This is a genomic window from Gelidibacter pelagius, assembly GCF_017581925.1.
In the GTDB taxonomy this organism is placed as follows: domain Bacteria; phylum Bacteroidota; class Bacteroidia; order Flavobacteriales; family Flavobacteriaceae; genus Gelidibacter; species Gelidibacter pelagius.
The window spans coordinates 20,680-38,882 of the sequence record NZ_JAGEVG010000026.1 but is presented as its reverse complement, the minus strand read 5'-3'; the positions used below and the strand labels follow the sequence as shown (position 1 = coordinate 38,882).

Sequence of the window (18,203 nt, the reverse complement as noted above, 5' to 3'; positions counted from 1 at the left end):
CTGTTCATTAAAATGGGCAACTTAAGGTTATTCAAAGAGCCTCTGCCCAACTAATATTCAAAGTTATAACCTATTTTTTACGACTAAATCATAGCCAAAATAGGGATTGCGTCAAATCTTGAATCAAATAAATTATTAAAGTCTTTTAAATTGTGCTATTTTAGCATTAATCTAAACATTCTAATATTATGGTCCAGCAAGTTACAAGTGGCATTAAGATAAGCGTACAGACCACTTTTGAGGGTACTTTTTATAAAAACTATAAAGTCCATTTCGCTTTCGGATATAAAATAACCATCGAAAACCAGAGCAAAGGTGCTGTGCAATTAAACTCTCGCCATTGGAAAATTTATGATGCTCTAAATAATATTGAAATCATTGAAGGTGAAGGTGTCATCGGCAAAAAGCCTGTCTTAAAACCAGGAGAGTCGCATACATATACTTCAGGATGTTTGCTGTCATCACCATTTGGCGCGATGCAAGGACATTACAATATGGTCAATTTTACAAACACCAATAAATTCAAGGTGTACATTCCGTCGTTTAAATTGAGTGCTCCTTTTGCATTGAATTAAACCAGATCAGGATCTATTTATCATCACCATCGCTCGTGTTTTCATTTTACTTATACCTATAAAATTATAATGGCCCAGGACCTCCTGAGCAGATTTACTTCCATATCATATTCTTTAATCAGTTTACTAGAAGCATCAAAAGCTGTTCTTTAAATCAATATGCTTCCCTTTTCCCAAAAATTCTCTATTTAATTCAACCAAGAATTAAAATTGGATTCTTGATCCTCAGACAGTCAAAATGCTTCTAAAAACCCAACATCTACTTCCTCTGCCACTCAACTACGATTGACCGATAAGGTTTTACAAAAAAAAGACCTGACATTTAACGTGGTTTTAGGACATAATCACATGAAAAAGGATTCAAAATTTCGTATCTTCGCATCTTAAATTTTTAAACATTCAAAATTAAAATAATCATGGGAAAAGGATTTTTCAAGGTACCGGTTGCCGTCAATGAACCTGTCAAAACTTACGCTCCAGGATCTCCAGAACGTGAGGCAGTGATAGCGGAATATTCGAAAATGTACAGAAGTAAAGTTGATGTGCCTCTTTATATCAATGGTAAATATGTCACAACTAAAAACACCAAAACCATGTCCCCGCCCCATGATCATAAGCATGTGGTTGGAACCTATCATTTGGCCGATAAAAATCATGTTGAGGATGCCATTGCGACAGCACTTGAAGCGAGAAAGTCATGGTCTCAAATGCCATGGGAACATCGCGCAGGCATTTTTCTAAAAGCTGCCGAATTGCTTGCTGGACCATACAGAGCCAAAATCAATGCAGCAACCATGATTGCGCAGTCAAAAACAATCCATCAAGCTGAAATTGATTCGGCGTGTGAGCTGATTGATTTCTTGAGATTTAACGTTCAGTTTATGACTGAAATATACCATGATCAACCACAAAGTACAAGTGATGCATGGAACAGGGTTGAATACAGACCTTTAGAAGGCTTTACTTACGCCGTAACGCCGTTTAACTTCACCGCTATTGCAGGCAACTTGCCATCATGTATGGCTTTAATGGGGAATGTGGTCATTTGGAAACCAAGTAACCATCAAGTATATTCTGCAAAAGTAATCATGGATGTCTTTGAAGAAGCTGGAGTTCCTGCTGGGGTTATCAATGTTGTTTTTGGTGATGCTGCTATGATCACCGACACGCTTATGGCCAGTCCTGATTTTTCTGGATTACACTATACAGGATCAACCCCCGTTTTTCAGAGCTTATGGAAAAAAATTGGAAACAATATTGCAAATTATAAAACCTATCCACGAATCGTAGGAGAAACTGGAGGGAAAGACTTTATCGTTGCCCATAAAACTGCCGATGCCAGACAAGTAGCCACAGCAATTGTTAGGGGTGCATTTGAATTCCAAGGTCAAAAATGTAGCGCAGCTTCCAGAGGCTATATTGCAAAAAGCATTTGGAGCGATGTCAAGAAGTATGTTATTGAAGATCTAAAAACGGTAAAAATGGGATCTCCTGAAGACATGAGCAATTTTGTTACCGCAGTAATCCATGAAGGTTCCTTTGATAAATTGGCAAGCTATATTGACCAAGCCAAAAAAGACAAGAACGCTACAATTATTGCAGGTGGAAATTACGATAAGAGCAAAGGTTATTTTATTGAACCAACAGTTATAGAAACCACCGATCCGAAATATTCAACGATGTGCACAGAACTATTTGGCCCTGTGATGACTATTTATGTTTACGAGGACAAAGATTTCAGCAAAACCTTAAAATTAGTGGATGAGACCAGTGAATACGCTTTAACGGGCGCTATTATTGCAACGGATAGATACGCGATAGATGAAGCAACCAAAGCCCTTCAAAATTCGGCCGGAAACTTCTATATCAATGACAAACCAACGGGCGCCGTAGTTGGCCAACAACCTTTTGGTGGTGCAAGAGCATCCGGAACCAATGACAAAGCTGGTAGTTTACAAAACCTTTTACGTTGGATCTCTCCGAGATTGGTTAAAGAAACGTTTGTCACACCAACAGATTACCGCTATCCATTTTTAGGATAATCATTTTATATTCAACTTAAATCCTCAAACAATCGTTTGGGGATTTTTTTTTCGTTTGGATAAAAGTTCTTCTACTTAAGCCCAGAAAGTCAAAACTTTGTATCTTTAAGTCAACTATAAAACAAATCTCAAATGAAAAAAAACTACTTACTACTACTATTATTGTCCAGTGCTTTCTTATTTGCCCAAACTCCCGGCAGTGAAAGCGCTGTTATGACTGTTGACGCGACCATTCCTTATCAAGGACATGATGAAACTACTCCTCTATTGGGTTCTGCCCAGTATAAAATCTATTATGACAATGTTGATGGTGTGCTGGACAAACCCATTTTCCTGATTGATGGTTTTGACCCCAACGATTCGAGAGACATCCCAGCGGTGTACGCCCTATTAAATTACGGTAATTCCGGATTGAATTTGGGTGATTTAATTAGAGACGAAGGATATGACTTAGTGGTTCTTAATTTTGAAGCCAGCTACCAAAGTCCTACAGATGGCACGATGCTTATGGGAGGTGCCGATTACATACAACGCAACGCCTTTACATTGATAGAACTTATAAATACCGTTAACAGTATGAAAGTGGGTTCTGAACAAAACGTAGTGATCGGCCCAAGTATGGGTGGACTCATCTCCAGATATGCTCTGCGATATATGGAACAAAACACCATGGATCATGACACACGATTGCACATCTCTTTTGACGTTCCACACAGAGGCGCCAACGTGCCAATTGGCATGCAGTACCTCTTTAACTATATGGTCAATGGTGCACCCGGGATAACCGAAGCCGAACCATTGGTAAACGGCCTATTGAATAGTCCTGCAGCTAAACAAATGCTGATTGATCATTATTTAGGCCATGTAAATGCCAATGGCGTCAATCAAGATGCTTCCGTCCATACACCTAAAGGCGCTCCAGATTTTAGAGATGCATTTCAAACTGAACTCGACGCTATGGGCTTTCCTCAGAACGCAAGAAATGTCGCCATTACCAACGGTAGCGGTGTTGGACAAATGACAGGCACTCCAGGGATGGAGCTCATCAACCACACCTTTAATACTGGAACAGTACAAATTGCAGGAATAACATTTTATTCACAAGCCCAGATAGTTTCAAATTTTGCACCAGTTGCCAATGAAACAATTGACGTCTCAAATTTTACAGGACAGATAAGATTACTCCCTTTTGGCCCATGGACAAGCTTACTTCAATTTGACGCATCCGCGCAATCACCTGCAACTTCAGATGGCTTGGACAGCGCACCCGGAGGTCAATTTGATTTATTTTCTTTTGATGATGGGTCAAACCCTTTAATTACAGATTTTTTCAGCAATTTGAACGCTCAGTATTTTAGTTTTATTCCAACCTTAAGCGGACTGGCAATAGTCAACCAGCCCAATTGGTATGCAAATCCAGACATCAACGATTCGCCTTTCGCCAATACCTATATCCCAACAGATAATGAACCCCACGTCACCTTAACTGATGGCAACGTAGCGTTTGTAGTGACCGAAATCCTTCAAGGCACGCTTGGAACCACAGATTTCTTAAATACTCATAAAATCAAACTGCAACAAAACCCAGTTTATAATTCTATGACTTTACTGAGTAGTACCGATATTGCAAATGCAAGAATTTCAATTATTGACCTGACCGGTAAATTGGTTTTGAATACACGTACTTCACTTTCTAAAAGCACAACAATTCCTTTCAACTTGGAGTCGGGTTTATATTTACTGAATATTCAAACCGAGAATGGCTTTATTTTCAACACAAAGCTTCTTGTAAAATAATTCCTTAATCACTTATTAAAAACCAAAGGCTGAATTTTAATTCAGCCTTTATATTTTAGGGGCAAATGCACCAATTTCTTTGTTTCAAAAAACGCTTCCTTGTAAAAATCAGAAAGCTCATACACCGTAGCCTTTGGAAAGTCCTGCAGTTCTTCTGCTAAATCGCCACCTTTTAAATAAATGATGCCATTTTTAAGCTCATGTTTTTGCTTTTTGGCCACTTTTCCTTTTACCCAATGTACAAAAGTTGGCATTGCAGCCACAGCTCTACTCACAATAAAATCATAAGTACCACTTACATCTTCCACTCTGCTGTGGGAGGTTTTTACATTGGTCAATTCCAAGCCATCAACAACCTCATTGACAACTTTTAGTTTTTTGGCAATACTATCTACCAAATGAAAATTAGTTTCTGGAAACATAATGGCCAAAGGTATCCCAGGGAAACCACCACCTGTACCAACGTCCATCACTTGAGATCCCGGCTTAAATGAAATCAACTTTGCAATAGCCAAAGAATGAAGTACATGGCGTAAATATAATTCGTCAATATCCCTACGTGACACCACGTTTATTTTAAGGTTCCAATCTTTATAAAGCGCTTCCAACTGCTCAAACTGCTGGAGTTGAATTTCAGATAAATCTGGAAAATAATTTTGTATAAGTTGCATTATTTTTAAATTTCCAGCAAAATTAATCATTTTTACACAGATATATTTACCAAATTCGTATCACGAACAAAACATTAATTGATTATCTTTGCACAATTAATATGGTGGCGTGATTTTTGACGTTATCATAGTAAAATATAATGCCATGACACAACAAACCCTATCCTTTTCTAGAAATGACTCCACAAAATTTTTCAGAACACTCAATAAACGCGTCAATGATTACTTCAAGGACAACAATATAAGGAGAACTGGAAACTGGAAGATCTGGGTGAAAACGGTGGTGATGTTTACCTTGTTTTTAACCCCATATTTTTTAATCCTTACTCTTGACTTACCAGGTTGGTCAATGTTACTGTTAACCATAGTTATGGGTATTGGAATGGCTGGAGTTGGCATGAATGTGATGCATGATGGCAATCACGGTGCGTTTTCAAACAAAGAATGGATCAACCGTTTAATGGGAAGTAGTATTTACATTTTGGCTGGAAACGTTTACAATTGGAAGGTACAACATAATGTACTCCATCATACCTACACCAACATTCACGGACATGATGAAGATTTGGAAGCTGGGAGAATCTTACGTTTTTCAAAGCATGCCAAATGGCATAAACATCATAAATTTCAACATTATTACTCCGTATTGCTTTATGGTTTATTGACTATAAACTGGGCCATTACCACTGATTTCCTTCAGATGAAACGCTATATGAAGCGTAAATTATCTTATGGTAAATTCCCTAATCCAGCAACGGAATGGAGCAAATTGGTAATTTCAAAAATAATTTATGTTTCCATTTGGATTGTTCTGCCTTTGGTATTAACGGACATTGCTTGGTGGAAAGTATTGCTTGGATTTTTTGTCATGCACTATGTGGCTGGGCTTATTTTAAGTGTTGTGTTTCAACTTGCGCACGTCATGGAAGATGCTGAAATGCCACTGCCAGCAGAAAATGGCACTATGAAAAACACTTGGGCCATCCATCAATTATTGACTACGGTCAATTTTGGAACCAACAATAAAATTGTAAACTGGTTTACTGGTGGATTAAACCATCAAGTAGAACACCATATTTTTCCGCACATCAGTCACGTTCACTATTCTAAAATTTCCAAAATAGTCAAAGAGACTGCATTAGAATTTAATCTTCCGTACAAAGAGTACGAAACTACGCGCAAAGCAATTATAGCACATTTCAGACATTTAAAAGAAATGGGCTTAAAACCAGCATTACAAGCTTAATCTATTATTTTTAAATGAACTTACTTTCAGATAGAATTTTAAACATGTCTACCTCTGCCACTTTAGAAATGGCCGCTAAAGCCAGAGAATTAAGAGCAGAAGGAAAAGACATCATTGGTTTAAGCTTAGGCGAACCAGATTTCAACACACCAGACTATATTAAAGAGGCTGCCATACAAGCCATCAATGACAACTACAGCTCTTACACTCCCGTGGACGGCTATGTAGAGCTCAAAGATGCCATCATCAAAAAGTTTAAACGTGATAATGGCTTAACCTATAATCGAAGTCAAATTGTAGTGTCCACTGGCGCCAAACAATCGCTTGCCAATCTTGCGGCGGTCATCATCAACAAAGGTGACGAGGTGATCATACCTTGTCCATATTGGGTGAGCTACGCCGATTTGGTAAAACTTAATGACGGGATTCCTGTTGAAGTGCCAACAACAATTGCGACTGACTTCAAAATGACACCCGAGCAATTGGAGGCTGCCATTACACCTAAGACAAAAATGCTTTGGTACAGTTCTCCGTGCAACCCGAGCGGCTCTGTATATAGTCAAGAAGAACTGCGCGGACTTGCAGATGTACTCCAAAAACATCCAAACATCATTGTTGTTTCTGACGAAATTTATGAGCACATCAATTTTGAAGGCAAACATGCGAGTATGGCGCAGTTCGAAGACATGTACGACCGAACAGTGACCATTAACGGCGTTTCAAAAGCGTTTGCCATGACCGGATGGCGTATTGGCTATATTGGAGGCCCTGAAAAAATCGCACGTGCCTGCAACAAAATGCAAGGACAAATAACCAGTGGCGCTAATTGTATTGCCCAACGTGCTGTTATTACCGCCTTGGAAGAATCGCCATCAAGAGTTCAATTCATGATTGACGAATTTAAAATTCGTCGTGATTTGGTTCTCGATCTGCTCAAAGACATTGAAGGCTTTCAAACCAATATCCCTGAAGGTGCATTTTACGTGTTCCCAAATATATCTTATTATTTCGGGAAGACATTAAGAGGAAAAACTATTAATGACGCTGCTGATTTCTCATTATATTTACTTGAAGAAGCACTTGTAGCCACGGTTGACGGTGGTGCTTTTGGTAATCCAGAATGCATCAGGCTTTCTTATGCCGCTTCGCAAGAACAGATTAAAGAAGCTATGGCCAGGATTAAAGCGGCAGTTAGTTAGCACGCTCTACAAATATCATAAATCATAAAAGGCCACTTTAGTTAGTGGCTTTTTTTTGTTATATCATAAGTATCAAATAGGTCGTTTTAGATCACCAAATTGTCCTTGCCAACAACCCAAACAACTTCTTCATTCAAAAACAAGATACCACGCCATACTTATTTCGAGCCTCGTTTTAAGATTTAAGCAAATATCCTTTGCCGATGTATTCATGATGAAATTTTTATATCAAAGCAGAAACTCAAGGGATTAAACCTTAAAACCCAAATCCATAAGCCTCGAAAAGGATCTACTCCCCCTTTTTTACCTTGACCCTAATCTCCCAATATTCTCAGGACCATTTTGTTTATGGAGCACTTTCAAATTCCGTTTAAGAACATCCACCACTTCCAGTCAATGATAATGAATGATGATTATTGAAAATCAAGACCAAAACTTAATATTATTGTGATATTATTTGCAAACAATTATCCTCAATATATAAAAAACCTAATCTTCAATATCACGTTTCCTACCTATACAATCGTACATTCTTAATCTATTATCCATGAAAATTATTATAAAAACATAGAAATAACACAATTGCGAATAATGAGATATAACTACTAATTAACTAAAAAACGTAAAGCAATCCAAAAAGCAAGAACTTTCAAAATTCAACTCACATACCTTATTTACATACAATTGGACCCCTTCAACATACCAAGTATAGAACAATTAACATTTTCAAAATTATGTTAAATTTTAATTCATAAATAATGACAAGTGCCTTATTGTCAATATTTTACATATCATTATAGATGCATAAAATTGCGGATGTTAAGAATAATTAACGCTTTTATTATCATATTTATAAATATTTAACATTCACTATTGTTTTATATATAATAATTCATTTCATTTGTCGGCTTAATTCTAACTATTCTATAAATGAAAACAAAATTCAGTTTAATTCTAACACTCTGTTTAGTGTTGGTTGCGCAGATAACATTTGCGCAACAAAAATCCATATCAGGAACAGTTTCTGATGAATCTGGTGTACCATTGGCCGGAGTTAACGTTTTGGTCAAAGGAACAACCACGGGAACACAAACCGATTTTGACGGTAAGTATTCTATTAATGCAAAAGCGGGTGATATTATTTCATTCACTTATCTAGGATTAACATCTCAAGAAATGACCGTGGGAGCATCAAACACTATAGATGTGACCATGGCGGAAGATGCTTCAATTTTAGATGAAGTAGTGGTGGTTGCTTATGGAACAGCTAGTAAAGAATCTATTACTGGCTCTATTACATCGGTTAATTCTGATGCAATAGCAATAAGACCTGTTAGTAACGCCGCAGCCGCTTTAGAAGGCTCGGCAGCAGGGATACAAGTTAACAACACTTCTGGACAGCCAGGCGATGGCGTATCCATTCGTATCCGTGGTTTTACAACAATCAATGGAAGTAATTCCCCTCTAATCGTTGTTGATGGTGTACCTTTTGGAGGCAATTTATCGGACATAAACCCATCCGATATCGAAAGTATCTCTGTTTTAAAAGATGCTTCTGCTTCAACACTTTATGGTAACCGTGCCTCCAACGGGGTGGTAATGATCCAAACCAAAAGCGGAAAAGGAGAAGGGAGCATGAATTTATCTGTAAAGCAAGGTTTCTTTAATCGTGGAATCGCTGAGTATGATCGAATAGGCCCAAATGATTTTATGGAAACAATGTGGAAAGGCTATAGAAATGCACTTTTGACAGATAGACCAACCTTAACAATCGCAGAAGCTAATGCTTTAGCTTCGGGCAATCTTTTTGATGAAAGCTTAAAGCTAAACATCTACAATGTCCCTAATAATCAGCTCTATACTGCTGATGGGAAATTAAATCCAAACGCTCAAATACTTCCGGGCTATGCCGATGACCTAAATTGGTATGATGGCATTGAACGCGTTGGATATCGTCAAGAATATAATGTTAACGCAAGAAATTCTAACGATAAAGGCGGTGTATATTATTCTGCGGGATACTTAAGTGAAAATGGCTACATAAAAAAATCGGACTTCAATCGTTTTACTGCGAGAATGAATGCTGATTATAGAGCAAATGATTGGTTGCGCTATGGTTTAAGCATAGATGGATCTCATCAAAAGTCAAGCTCTCTTTCCGCTACGACTGGCAGCTCAGCATCATTTGTAAACCCATTTATGTACGCTAGAAACATTGCACCAATATACCCTGTGCATTTGCACGATCCACTGACAGGCGAGTATGTTTTAGATGATGAAGGAAACAGACGATATGATGGTGGAGAAACAACAAGAGGTCAATATGTTGGTAGACATACGGTTTGGGAGAATGAATTGAACAGTCAACGTTCTTTTAGAAACACACTCCATGGACAGGTATTTGCTGATTTTAATTTTTTAAATGACTTTACTTTTACAATTCGTGGCGACTTAAACGTACGAAACTCTGAGAATCAAAGCTACAATAATGCTATTATTGGCGACGGTGCCGGAAATGGCGGTAGAGCCTCAAGATCTATTTATAGATATAAAAACTACACCGCACAGCAAATATTGAATTGGAACCGAAGTTTTGGCGATCATAATGTTGAAGCAATCTTTGGCCATGAAAATTTCTATGACAACTATAACTATTTATATGGTTATAAAACTACCGAGACTTTTGCTGGAAAAGAGGATTTAATAAACTTCACAGAAATTACCAACTTATATGATTACGGAGTAACCTATACTACAGAAGGTTATTTTAGTAGGGCTAAATATAACTTTAAACATAAGTATTTCGGAGAAGCTTCATTTAGACGTGATGGTTCTTCAAAATTCTCTAAGCAAAAGCGCTGGGGTAACTTTTGGTCTGTTGGTGGTAGCTGGATTATATCTAAAGAAGATTTCTTTAACGTAGAGTCTATTGATAATCTTAAATTCAGAGCTTCCTATGGTCAGGTTGGTAGCGATATGGGCGCAGGAAATTATGCTTATCATGCACTATATACCATCGCACAAAACTCAAATTTAGCCGCACTTTACAAAGAACAAAATGGAGCGGAAGATTTAATGTGGGAAACTTCTTCCTCAATTGGCGCTGCATTAGAAGGTCGTGCATTTGATAGATTAAACTTTACAATTGAGTATTTTGACAAACGCTCAGACAACTTATTGTTTGATATTAACCTGCCGCTCTCTTCAGGCTCTACGTCCACGGGATCAGCAACATCTACCATTACCAAAAATATTGGAACAATCTCTAATAGTGGTTTGGAACTTACCTTAGATGTAGATGTAATCCGTAACCAAGATTGGCGTTGGAAAGTAGGTGCAAATGCAACTTTCATGAAAAATAAAATTGTGAGATTACCAGAGGAGAATCGTGAGAATGGATTGATTAGTGGCAATTACAAACGCATGGAAGGTCGTAGTATCTATGATTTCTATACGTATCAGTTTGTCGGGGTAGACCAAATGACAGGAAACGCACTTTACGAACCTGATTCAGAGACTTACAACGTAAATGGATCTAATCCAGATGCCGAATTAATTCCTGCTGCCTTTTTAACAGAGATTAATGGACAATACTATACCACTAACACAACCTATGGTAAGAGAGATTGGTCTGGTAGTGCTATACCGAAGGTGTATGGAAGTTTCAATACTGAAATAGGATGGAATAACTTTACATTAAGTGGAGTGTTTACATATAGCTTAGGAGGCAAGACTTATGATAGTTCCTATTCCTCTTTAATGGCTATATCTGGCGCACCAAGTGCGTTGCATGCTGATATTCTTAAATCATGGGATGGTGTACCAGAAGGTATGACAAACACCTCTCCAAATAGAATTAACCCTAATGGGACACCAGTAGTTGACTTTTCAAGAAGCTCATATAATAATGCTACTTCTGATAGATTTTTACAAGATGGTTCTTATTTAGTTGTCAAAAACATCAATTTGAACTATAAACTATCAAGACAAATTGTAGATAGAATGAGTTTGAAATCAATGAATTTTTCTTTAGGAGTAGAAAATTTAGCAACCTTTACAAAACTCAAAGGCATGAACCCTCAACAATCCTTCGCAGGAAGTAGCGTGAACGCTTTTGTTACCCCGAGAATATTCACTTTTGGAGTTAATGTTGGACTATAAAATATACATTTATGAAACTTAATATATTAAAATATATCACCTTATCAGGAGTATTGCTATTAACATCATGTAGTAGTGATTACCTTGAGACTGCACCAACTGACTCCACTGGAGTTGAAACGGTCTTCGAATCGACAGCAAATGCAAAACTCGCCATCAACGGGATAGCGAGAATCATGACAAACCAACATTTAGGCTCTCAAGGTTTTAATGGGGAAGGAACAATAAAAATGTACTATGGCAATTACCCTGGCAATCATTTTGTTGTGGCACTTCCAGGTTGGGCTTCAATAATCAATAGTGATTTTCATGAGAATGTTACGAGCATATACAACTACTATCCATGGCATTATTACTATAAGTTAATTGCGAATGCCAATGAAATAATTCACAATATAGATGGTGCTGCTGGCCCTCAAAGTGAGAGAGATTATATAAAAGCACAAGCACTTACCTATAGAGCTTACAGCTATACAATGTTATCTCAGATCTACGGTAATCGTTGGAGCGATTCAAATAATGGCTCAACTAAAGCTCTTGTTCTTCGTTTAGAACCTACAAATGACCCTATGCCTCTTGCTTCCTTAGGAGATGTATATACTCAGATTTATGAAGATTTAAATAGTGCAATCTCATTATTTGACACTTCAGGTTATACCCGACCTGCAGGCACCAATTTTGAAATCGACAAGAGTGTTGCTCATGCAGTTTATGCCCGTGCAGCAATAACGAGAGCAGATTATCCAAATGCCATGTCTCATGCCGAAGCTGCTAGAGCTAATCATGCATTAATGAGTGTGTCAGATTATAAAGCTGGCTTTTCTAATCCAAACAGGGAATGGATTTGGAGTAGCTATGGTGCTTTGGATGAAACATTATATTTCTATTCTTATTTTGCATATATCGCCTATAACTCTTCAGCGAGCGCAGTTAGAACTTACCCAAAACGTATAAGCAAAGAATTATATGATCAAATACCAGATACGGATATTCGTAAAGACTTATTTCTTAACCCAGAAGGCTTTTCCTATAACACTGCAACTGGAGCCGCTGGTGCTGACTTAATTAGCAATGCTCGCACGCGCTATCCAGCACTTCAAAGTAACGCCACTGTATTTGCACATATGCAATTTAAAGTTGATGCAAATGATATGCCAGGGGTAGGAAATCTAAATCACTTCCGCTCATCAGAGATGTACTTAATAGAAGCAGAAGCACGATATTTTATAAATTCTCAAGATCCAAAAATTGCTGAGCTGCTAGAAGAATTGACTGCGGGCTCTGGTAGAGATCCAAACTATACGGTTACTGCTACAGGAAATGATTTGTTAGCAGAGATAAAAAAATACCGTGCTATAGAATTATGGGGCGAAGGTTTTGACTGGTTTGACTATAAACGCTGGAATGATCCTATAGAAAGAAATGGTGTAGCGGATGGAGGGAACTACTTGCCATCTCTAGCAGTAACAATTGGCCCGAGCGAAAAAAATAAATGGACCTGGAAAACGCCACAAAGAGAAACTGACAATAATGATTTGATTGATTAATCCATAATCCGTTAAGTTCTAAGTAACGTTACAGTTATTCACAATCAAGAATAACAATTTTAAAAAGGAGTTAAGAAATCATTTTCTTAACTCCTTTTTTAATTATTGCCTTAGGGGTTTCTTTGCTAATTTTTTTGTTTTAAACATGCCGAGACCTTTACCATTCGAAACATAAGGTTGTCAAATATGCCCTTGTTTATGAAGCTGCAATTGAACCTATAGCCATACGGATCCACAACCCCGAATGTGATGATGCATCTCCAGGAGCCAGCCTTTGAGGATCCTTATGACACGATAAAGTTCGGAAAAATCAGCTCCTTCTCTCCTCAGGGAATTTGCACAGGCTCGTAAAGTCCTTGACTAAAGAACCATAGCCTAATATCCATCGGGCAATGGTCAAATTCAACTCGACTTTTATTTGACCCTTCATCGAAACTACCAATAATGCAGCATGCACAATGAAAATCTCCCAATCATAGAGCTTTGAAACATTGCTTTCCCTGAATGTCTGCTACCACGAGCTTTTTTGTTGTAGTTCATTCTGTCATGTAGATTTTCTAATACCAAAGAAAGAGAAAGAACTTTCAAGGACATTCTTGTAAAGTGACTCACTCCATAATCACCCTAAAACATTCTTTAATTTTACCTAACTTTAGCATCTTTAACTTTAAAATATTTAAGTCGCATTTTGTTGTACAACTCGTTGCCAAATCACATTAAGCATACTCCGATTAGCAAACTTGTTAGCTTAATTCTTCTATTGTTATGTGGCACAATGTCCATGAGCCAAAACGAAACCAATAATTGGTATTTTGGGGATCACGCTGGACTTAATTTTAGCAATAGCTCCTTAGCTGTCTTAACGGATGGCGCCATGGCAACACCAGCTGGTTGCGCAACCATATCAGACAGCAACGGACAATTACGATTTTATACCAATGGTCAAACTGTTTGGAATCAGAATCATGAGGTCATGGACAATGGCACTGACTTGGCCGGCGAAATTAGCAGCACCCAATCTTCAATTATTATCCCAAAACCAAATGACCCAAATACCTATTACATCTTTGCAACACGGCAAAACAGAACAACAACATCACCAACACTACTCAATGGATTATTTTATTCAGAGGTCCAATTCTCAGCCCAACACCCATTAGGCACTGTTGTTGTAAAAAACTTCAGGATTGCAATTTCTGTAACGGAACGTTTAACGGCAATACACCATTCAGAAAGCAATACCATAAGAGTTATAGCTTTTGGCAACCTTTCAGGTATCACTAGTGCTCCAAATCAAGACTTTATAATATTTAACGTTACAGAGAATGGCGTGTCCAGACGACCTATTGTTTCCACACAAAGACGGACGATCTCTGCAGCTGGCGCAATGAAAATTTCACCGAATGGACAATACCTTGCCATTGCTGATTATGGTTCCAATTATATCCAGATATACAATTTTGACAATGACAATGTCACATTAAATCACCACTCTATTATAAATTCTATTCCAGGTTTCGGAGATTATATGCCCTATGGCATAGAATTTTCACAAGATTCAAAAGTTATATATTTTACGGTCAAAGATCTTTATAACACTAGTTTTTTAAGGAAACATATCATAGAGAGTACTACAGGAGTCAATCAAACATTAACAGTTGCTTATTCCAGAACTTATGAATTTGGAAGCTTGCAATTGGCCAGAAACGGAAATATTTACGTGGCAAATTTTGAGCAAGACAATCCCTTAACCTCCTCAAACCGAATTGGAGTCATTACGGAAGCTGAAAACTTTGAAGGTGACAGTGGATTTCAACCCTTAGCATTAGGGCTGGAGACTGGTCAATCGAACAAAGGTTTGCCAAATTTCATACAATCGTATTTCAGAAATAGGATTATCACTGAGAATGTATGCGTCAACATACCATTCGAGTTTTCAATGGACACGTACGCGCCTGTTGAGGCTGTTTTATGGGACTTTGGTGACGGCAACACCTCCACACTCTTGGAGCCAACCCATCAATACAATACGGCTGGAGAGTACGTGGTGAAAGCCACCATCACTATAAACAATGCTCAAACAGATCTTTACAAAACGGTTGAAGCCTATGAACTACCTTCCATAAATGCCAATGAAAGATTGCTGCAATGTGATTTGGACAATGACGGCTTTTCTTTTTTTAACCTGAACACCATTAACGAAAAGACAAACAACCCAAATCCTGATTATGAACTAATTTTTTACGAAACTGCTACTGATTTAGAAAATGATCTGACCATAGAAAACCCTGAAGTCTATGAAAACCTCAGCAATCCACAGGAGCTCTTCGTAAAAATCATTAGTCCAGAAGGATGTGAAACTATTAGTAATTTCTTTATCGAGACCATCCATATTGAATTGCCAAACATTAGCCCTATTTACGCTTGCGAAGATTCAGACAAAATTCCTGATAATGGCGAGGCCACTTTTGATTTGGATACAAAAGAAAATGAAATTAGAACTCAATTTAGTATTGACAAAACATCAATTCTAACATTCTATGCCACGTTTTTAGATGCTGAAACCAAAACTGATCCACTTCAACTTTATCATAGCACTGCAACTACGACCATTTGGGTAAGGATTGATAATCCAGAATTAGGGTGCAATGGAATTGGGAGCATAGACTTGTTCGTAAATCCAGAATTATCTTTAGATATTATAAAAACTTATACTATTTGTGATCCATGCTTACAATCTGTTATCAGTTTGGATGGGAACACCTCGAACGATCGATGGGAATGGAAGGACGCCACTGGGAACATCATCTCCACGAATCGGATATTCCAACTTACAGAAATTGGAAATTACTCGGTAACGGTTTACAAAAGGCAAAATGGGATGATTTGCTCGCGAACAGAGGAGTTCGTCGTTAATGATATCACCCCTCCAGTTTTTGATGAAGTAACTGCCGGAGATTATGAAATTTCAGCCTCAATTATTGGCGATAGTCTCTATGAATTTTCATTGGATAACACCTATTTTTATGGGCAAAGCACCTCTTATACCTTTTTTAATATCCAACCAGGAATTCATACCATATATGTTAGGGACGTGAATAATTGTGAACCCCCAATTAAAACTGAAGTTTCGTTTATAGGATTCCCAAAGTATTTTACCCCTAATAATGATGGTTATAATGATATATGGAAGATTCATGGCATTTCATCTGATTATTATAGTTCAGCCCACATTGAAATTTATGACAGGTACGGCAAACTTTTGCACTCCATGGATTTGAAAAACAATGATTTGGGATGGGATGGGACCTTCAAAGGTGAAGTTTTAAGGTCCACAGATTATTGGTTTACAGCGACTTTAGTCGATCTCGAAAACAAAGCCACCACACAAAGTGGTCATTTCAGTCTTATCTTATAATTATCTATTTCTCCAAAAGAAAGGCGTCAATAAAATCAATACAGTAAACAGCTCCAAACGACCAATGAGCATTAAAAAAGAAGCCCACCACTGCGCTAATGGTGGTAGTGCGGCATAGTTGTTTACTGGACCAAAAGCCCCTAAGGCTGGACCAATATTACCTAAACTAGAGGCCGATAATCCAATAGCCGATTTAAAGTCAATCTCAAACATTGAAAACACCAAAGCGCCCACTATGAAGGAAATCATATATAAAATAAAAAATCCTAAAATATTATAAACGACAACCCCTGTTATGGCTTTTGTATTATAGCGTACTGGCAAAACAGCATTCGGATGTATAGCCCGCTTGAATTCTAAAAATCCATTTTTAATCAATATCAGATGACGCATCACTTTTACACCTCCTGATGTACTTCCAGCCGAACCCCCCAGAAACATAATCCCAAAAAACAAGACCATCAAGAATGGTGTCCATAAGGTATAATCGGCAGTAATAAATCCTGTGGTGGTAATGACGGTCACTACCTGAAATAATGCATGTCTGAAAGCACTTTCAGCCTCACCCCAAACCATAGGATGGTCAAGTGTAGATAACGACAAATCTGCTCTAAAATAGATGATCAATGCTGCGATAATCGTAAAAGACGCAATAAATCTGAAATACCAATGCAACTCTTCATCTCTCAAAGCTTTTTGAATCTTTCCTTTGAAGGCATAATAGCTCAACACAAAATTTGTTCCTGCCAAGAACATAAAGGTGATGATTATATATTGAATAAGAGGCTTATCATTCCAATAGGCAACACTCGCATTTTTTGTAGAAAAACCCCCTGTGGACAACGTACTCATGGCGTGATTTATAGCATCAAAAAAGGACATTCCAGCGGCTTTTAACAACACCGTTTCTGCAACGGTGTAGCCAAAGTAAATTAACCATAAACGCTTTGCTGTATCCGTGATGCGCGGGTGCAATTTATCTGCACTTGGCCCTGGAGCTTCTGCGGCAAACAACTGCATTCCGCCAATGCCCAACAAGGGCAGGATGGCTATAGCCAAAACAATAATACCCATCCCCCCGATCCAATGGGTTGTACTTCTCCAAAACAAAATCCCTTTTGGCACCGCCTCAATATCATTTATGATAGTAGCACCAGTAGTGGTATATCCGGACATGGTCTCAAAAAAAGCACTTGTAAAACTCGGAATGACCTCCGTGACCATATAAGGCAAGGCACCAGAAATAGCCATGACAACCCATCCGAAGGTGACCACCATATAGCCTTCTCGCTTGTTCATTTCCTTGCTGTGCTTTTTGGTAGACACCATCAAAATAATTCCAAACAATACGACCGCAATTCCAGAAAGAAAAAGATTTAAAGTAACGCCATCATCATAAATAAGACTGATTAAAGTTGCCAATAGCATAAACCCGCCATTGAATAACAATAACAATCCAAAAAAATAAAAGATGATTTCGTAGTTGATTTTCATATCTTTTCACGCCAACTCATGAAGATTCAAAAGCTGTTTTCTCCGCTGCTTCT

Annotated in this window: 10 protein-coding genes; 8 read left to right on the top strand and 2 right to left on the bottom strand. The window is 37.9% G+C overall.

Features of this window, described 5'->3' with window-relative positions:
• Positions 1-188 precede the first annotated feature (188 nt).
• From apaG to J4051_RS17140, 3 genes are all read left to right on the top strand, one after another.
• Positions 189-575 carry a Co2+/Mg2+ efflux protein ApaG gene (apaG, locus tag J4051_RS17150; RefSeq protein ID WP_208235108.1) on the top strand — a complete coding sequence of 129 codons (387 nt, stop codon included), beginning with the start codon at positions 189-191 and terminating at the stop codon, positions 573-575.
• Between the two features lie 416 nt (positions 576-991).
• Positions 992-2,617 (top strand): L-glutamate gamma-semialdehyde dehydrogenase, encoded by a 1,626-nt coding sequence (gene pruA / locus J4051_RS17145; RefSeq protein WP_208235107.1) that lies wholly within the window; start codon positions 992-994, stop codon positions 2,615-2,617.
• A 132-nt stretch (positions 2,618-2,749) separates the two neighbouring features.
• Complete coding sequence (locus tag J4051_RS17140) at positions 2,750-4,414, top strand: T9SS type A sorting domain-containing protein (RefSeq protein ID WP_208235106.1); 1,665 nt, start codon at positions 2,750-2,752, stop codon at positions 4,412-4,414.
• Between the two features lie 41 nt (positions 4,415-4,455).
• Here J4051_RS17140 and rsmG read toward each other — a convergent pair whose 3' ends face one another.
• Complete coding sequence (rsmG, locus tag J4051_RS17135) at positions 4,456-5,085, bottom strand: 16S rRNA (guanine(527)-N(7))-methyltransferase RsmG (RefSeq protein WP_208235105.1); 630 nt, start codon at positions 5,083-5,085, stop codon at positions 4,456-4,458.
• 145 nt (positions 5,086-5,230) lie between these two features.
• Here rsmG and J4051_RS17130 point away from each other — a divergent pair, with 145 nt between their 5' ends.
• The 5 genes from J4051_RS17130 (at position 5,231) to J4051_RS17110 (ending at position 16,656) form a co-directional block, all read left to right on the top strand.
• Positions 5,231-6,331, top strand: a complete 1,101-nt coding sequence (locus J4051_RS17130; RefSeq protein ID WP_208235104.1) for a fatty acid desaturase family protein — start codon at positions 5,231-5,233, stop codon at positions 6,329-6,331.
• A gap of 14 nt (positions 6,332-6,345) precedes the next feature.
• Positions 6,346-7,530 carry a pyridoxal phosphate-dependent aminotransferase gene (locus J4051_RS17125; protein ID WP_208235103.1) on the top strand — a complete coding sequence of 395 codons (1,185 nt, stop codon included), beginning with the start codon at positions 6,346-6,348 and terminating at the stop codon, positions 7,528-7,530.
• Positions 7,531-8,460: 930 nt separating this feature from the next.
• Positions 8,461-11,691, top strand: a complete 3,231-nt coding sequence (locus J4051_RS17120; RefSeq protein ID WP_208235102.1) for a SusC/RagA family TonB-linked outer membrane protein — start codon at positions 8,461-8,463, stop codon at positions 11,689-11,691.
• Positions 11,692-11,702: 11 nt separating this feature from the next.
• Positions 11,703-13,238: a RagB/SusD family nutrient uptake outer membrane protein gene (locus J4051_RS17115; protein ID WP_208235101.1), complete on the top strand. Its 1,536-nt coding sequence runs from the start codon at positions 11,703-11,705 to the stop codon at positions 13,236-13,238.
• Between the two features lie 781 nt (positions 13,239-14,019).
• Positions 14,020-16,656, top strand: a complete 2,637-nt coding sequence (locus tag J4051_RS17110) for a T9SS type B sorting domain-containing protein (protein WP_208235100.1) — start codon at positions 14,020-14,022, stop codon at positions 16,654-16,656.
• Here J4051_RS17110 and J4051_RS17105 read toward each other — a convergent pair whose 3' ends face one another.
• On the bottom strand, positions 16,657-18,150 hold the full coding sequence (locus tag J4051_RS17105) for a TrkH family potassium uptake protein (RefSeq protein WP_208235099.1): 1,494 nt from the start codon (positions 18,148-18,150) through the stop codon (positions 16,657-16,659).
• Positions 18,151-18,203: the final 53 nt, after the last annotated feature.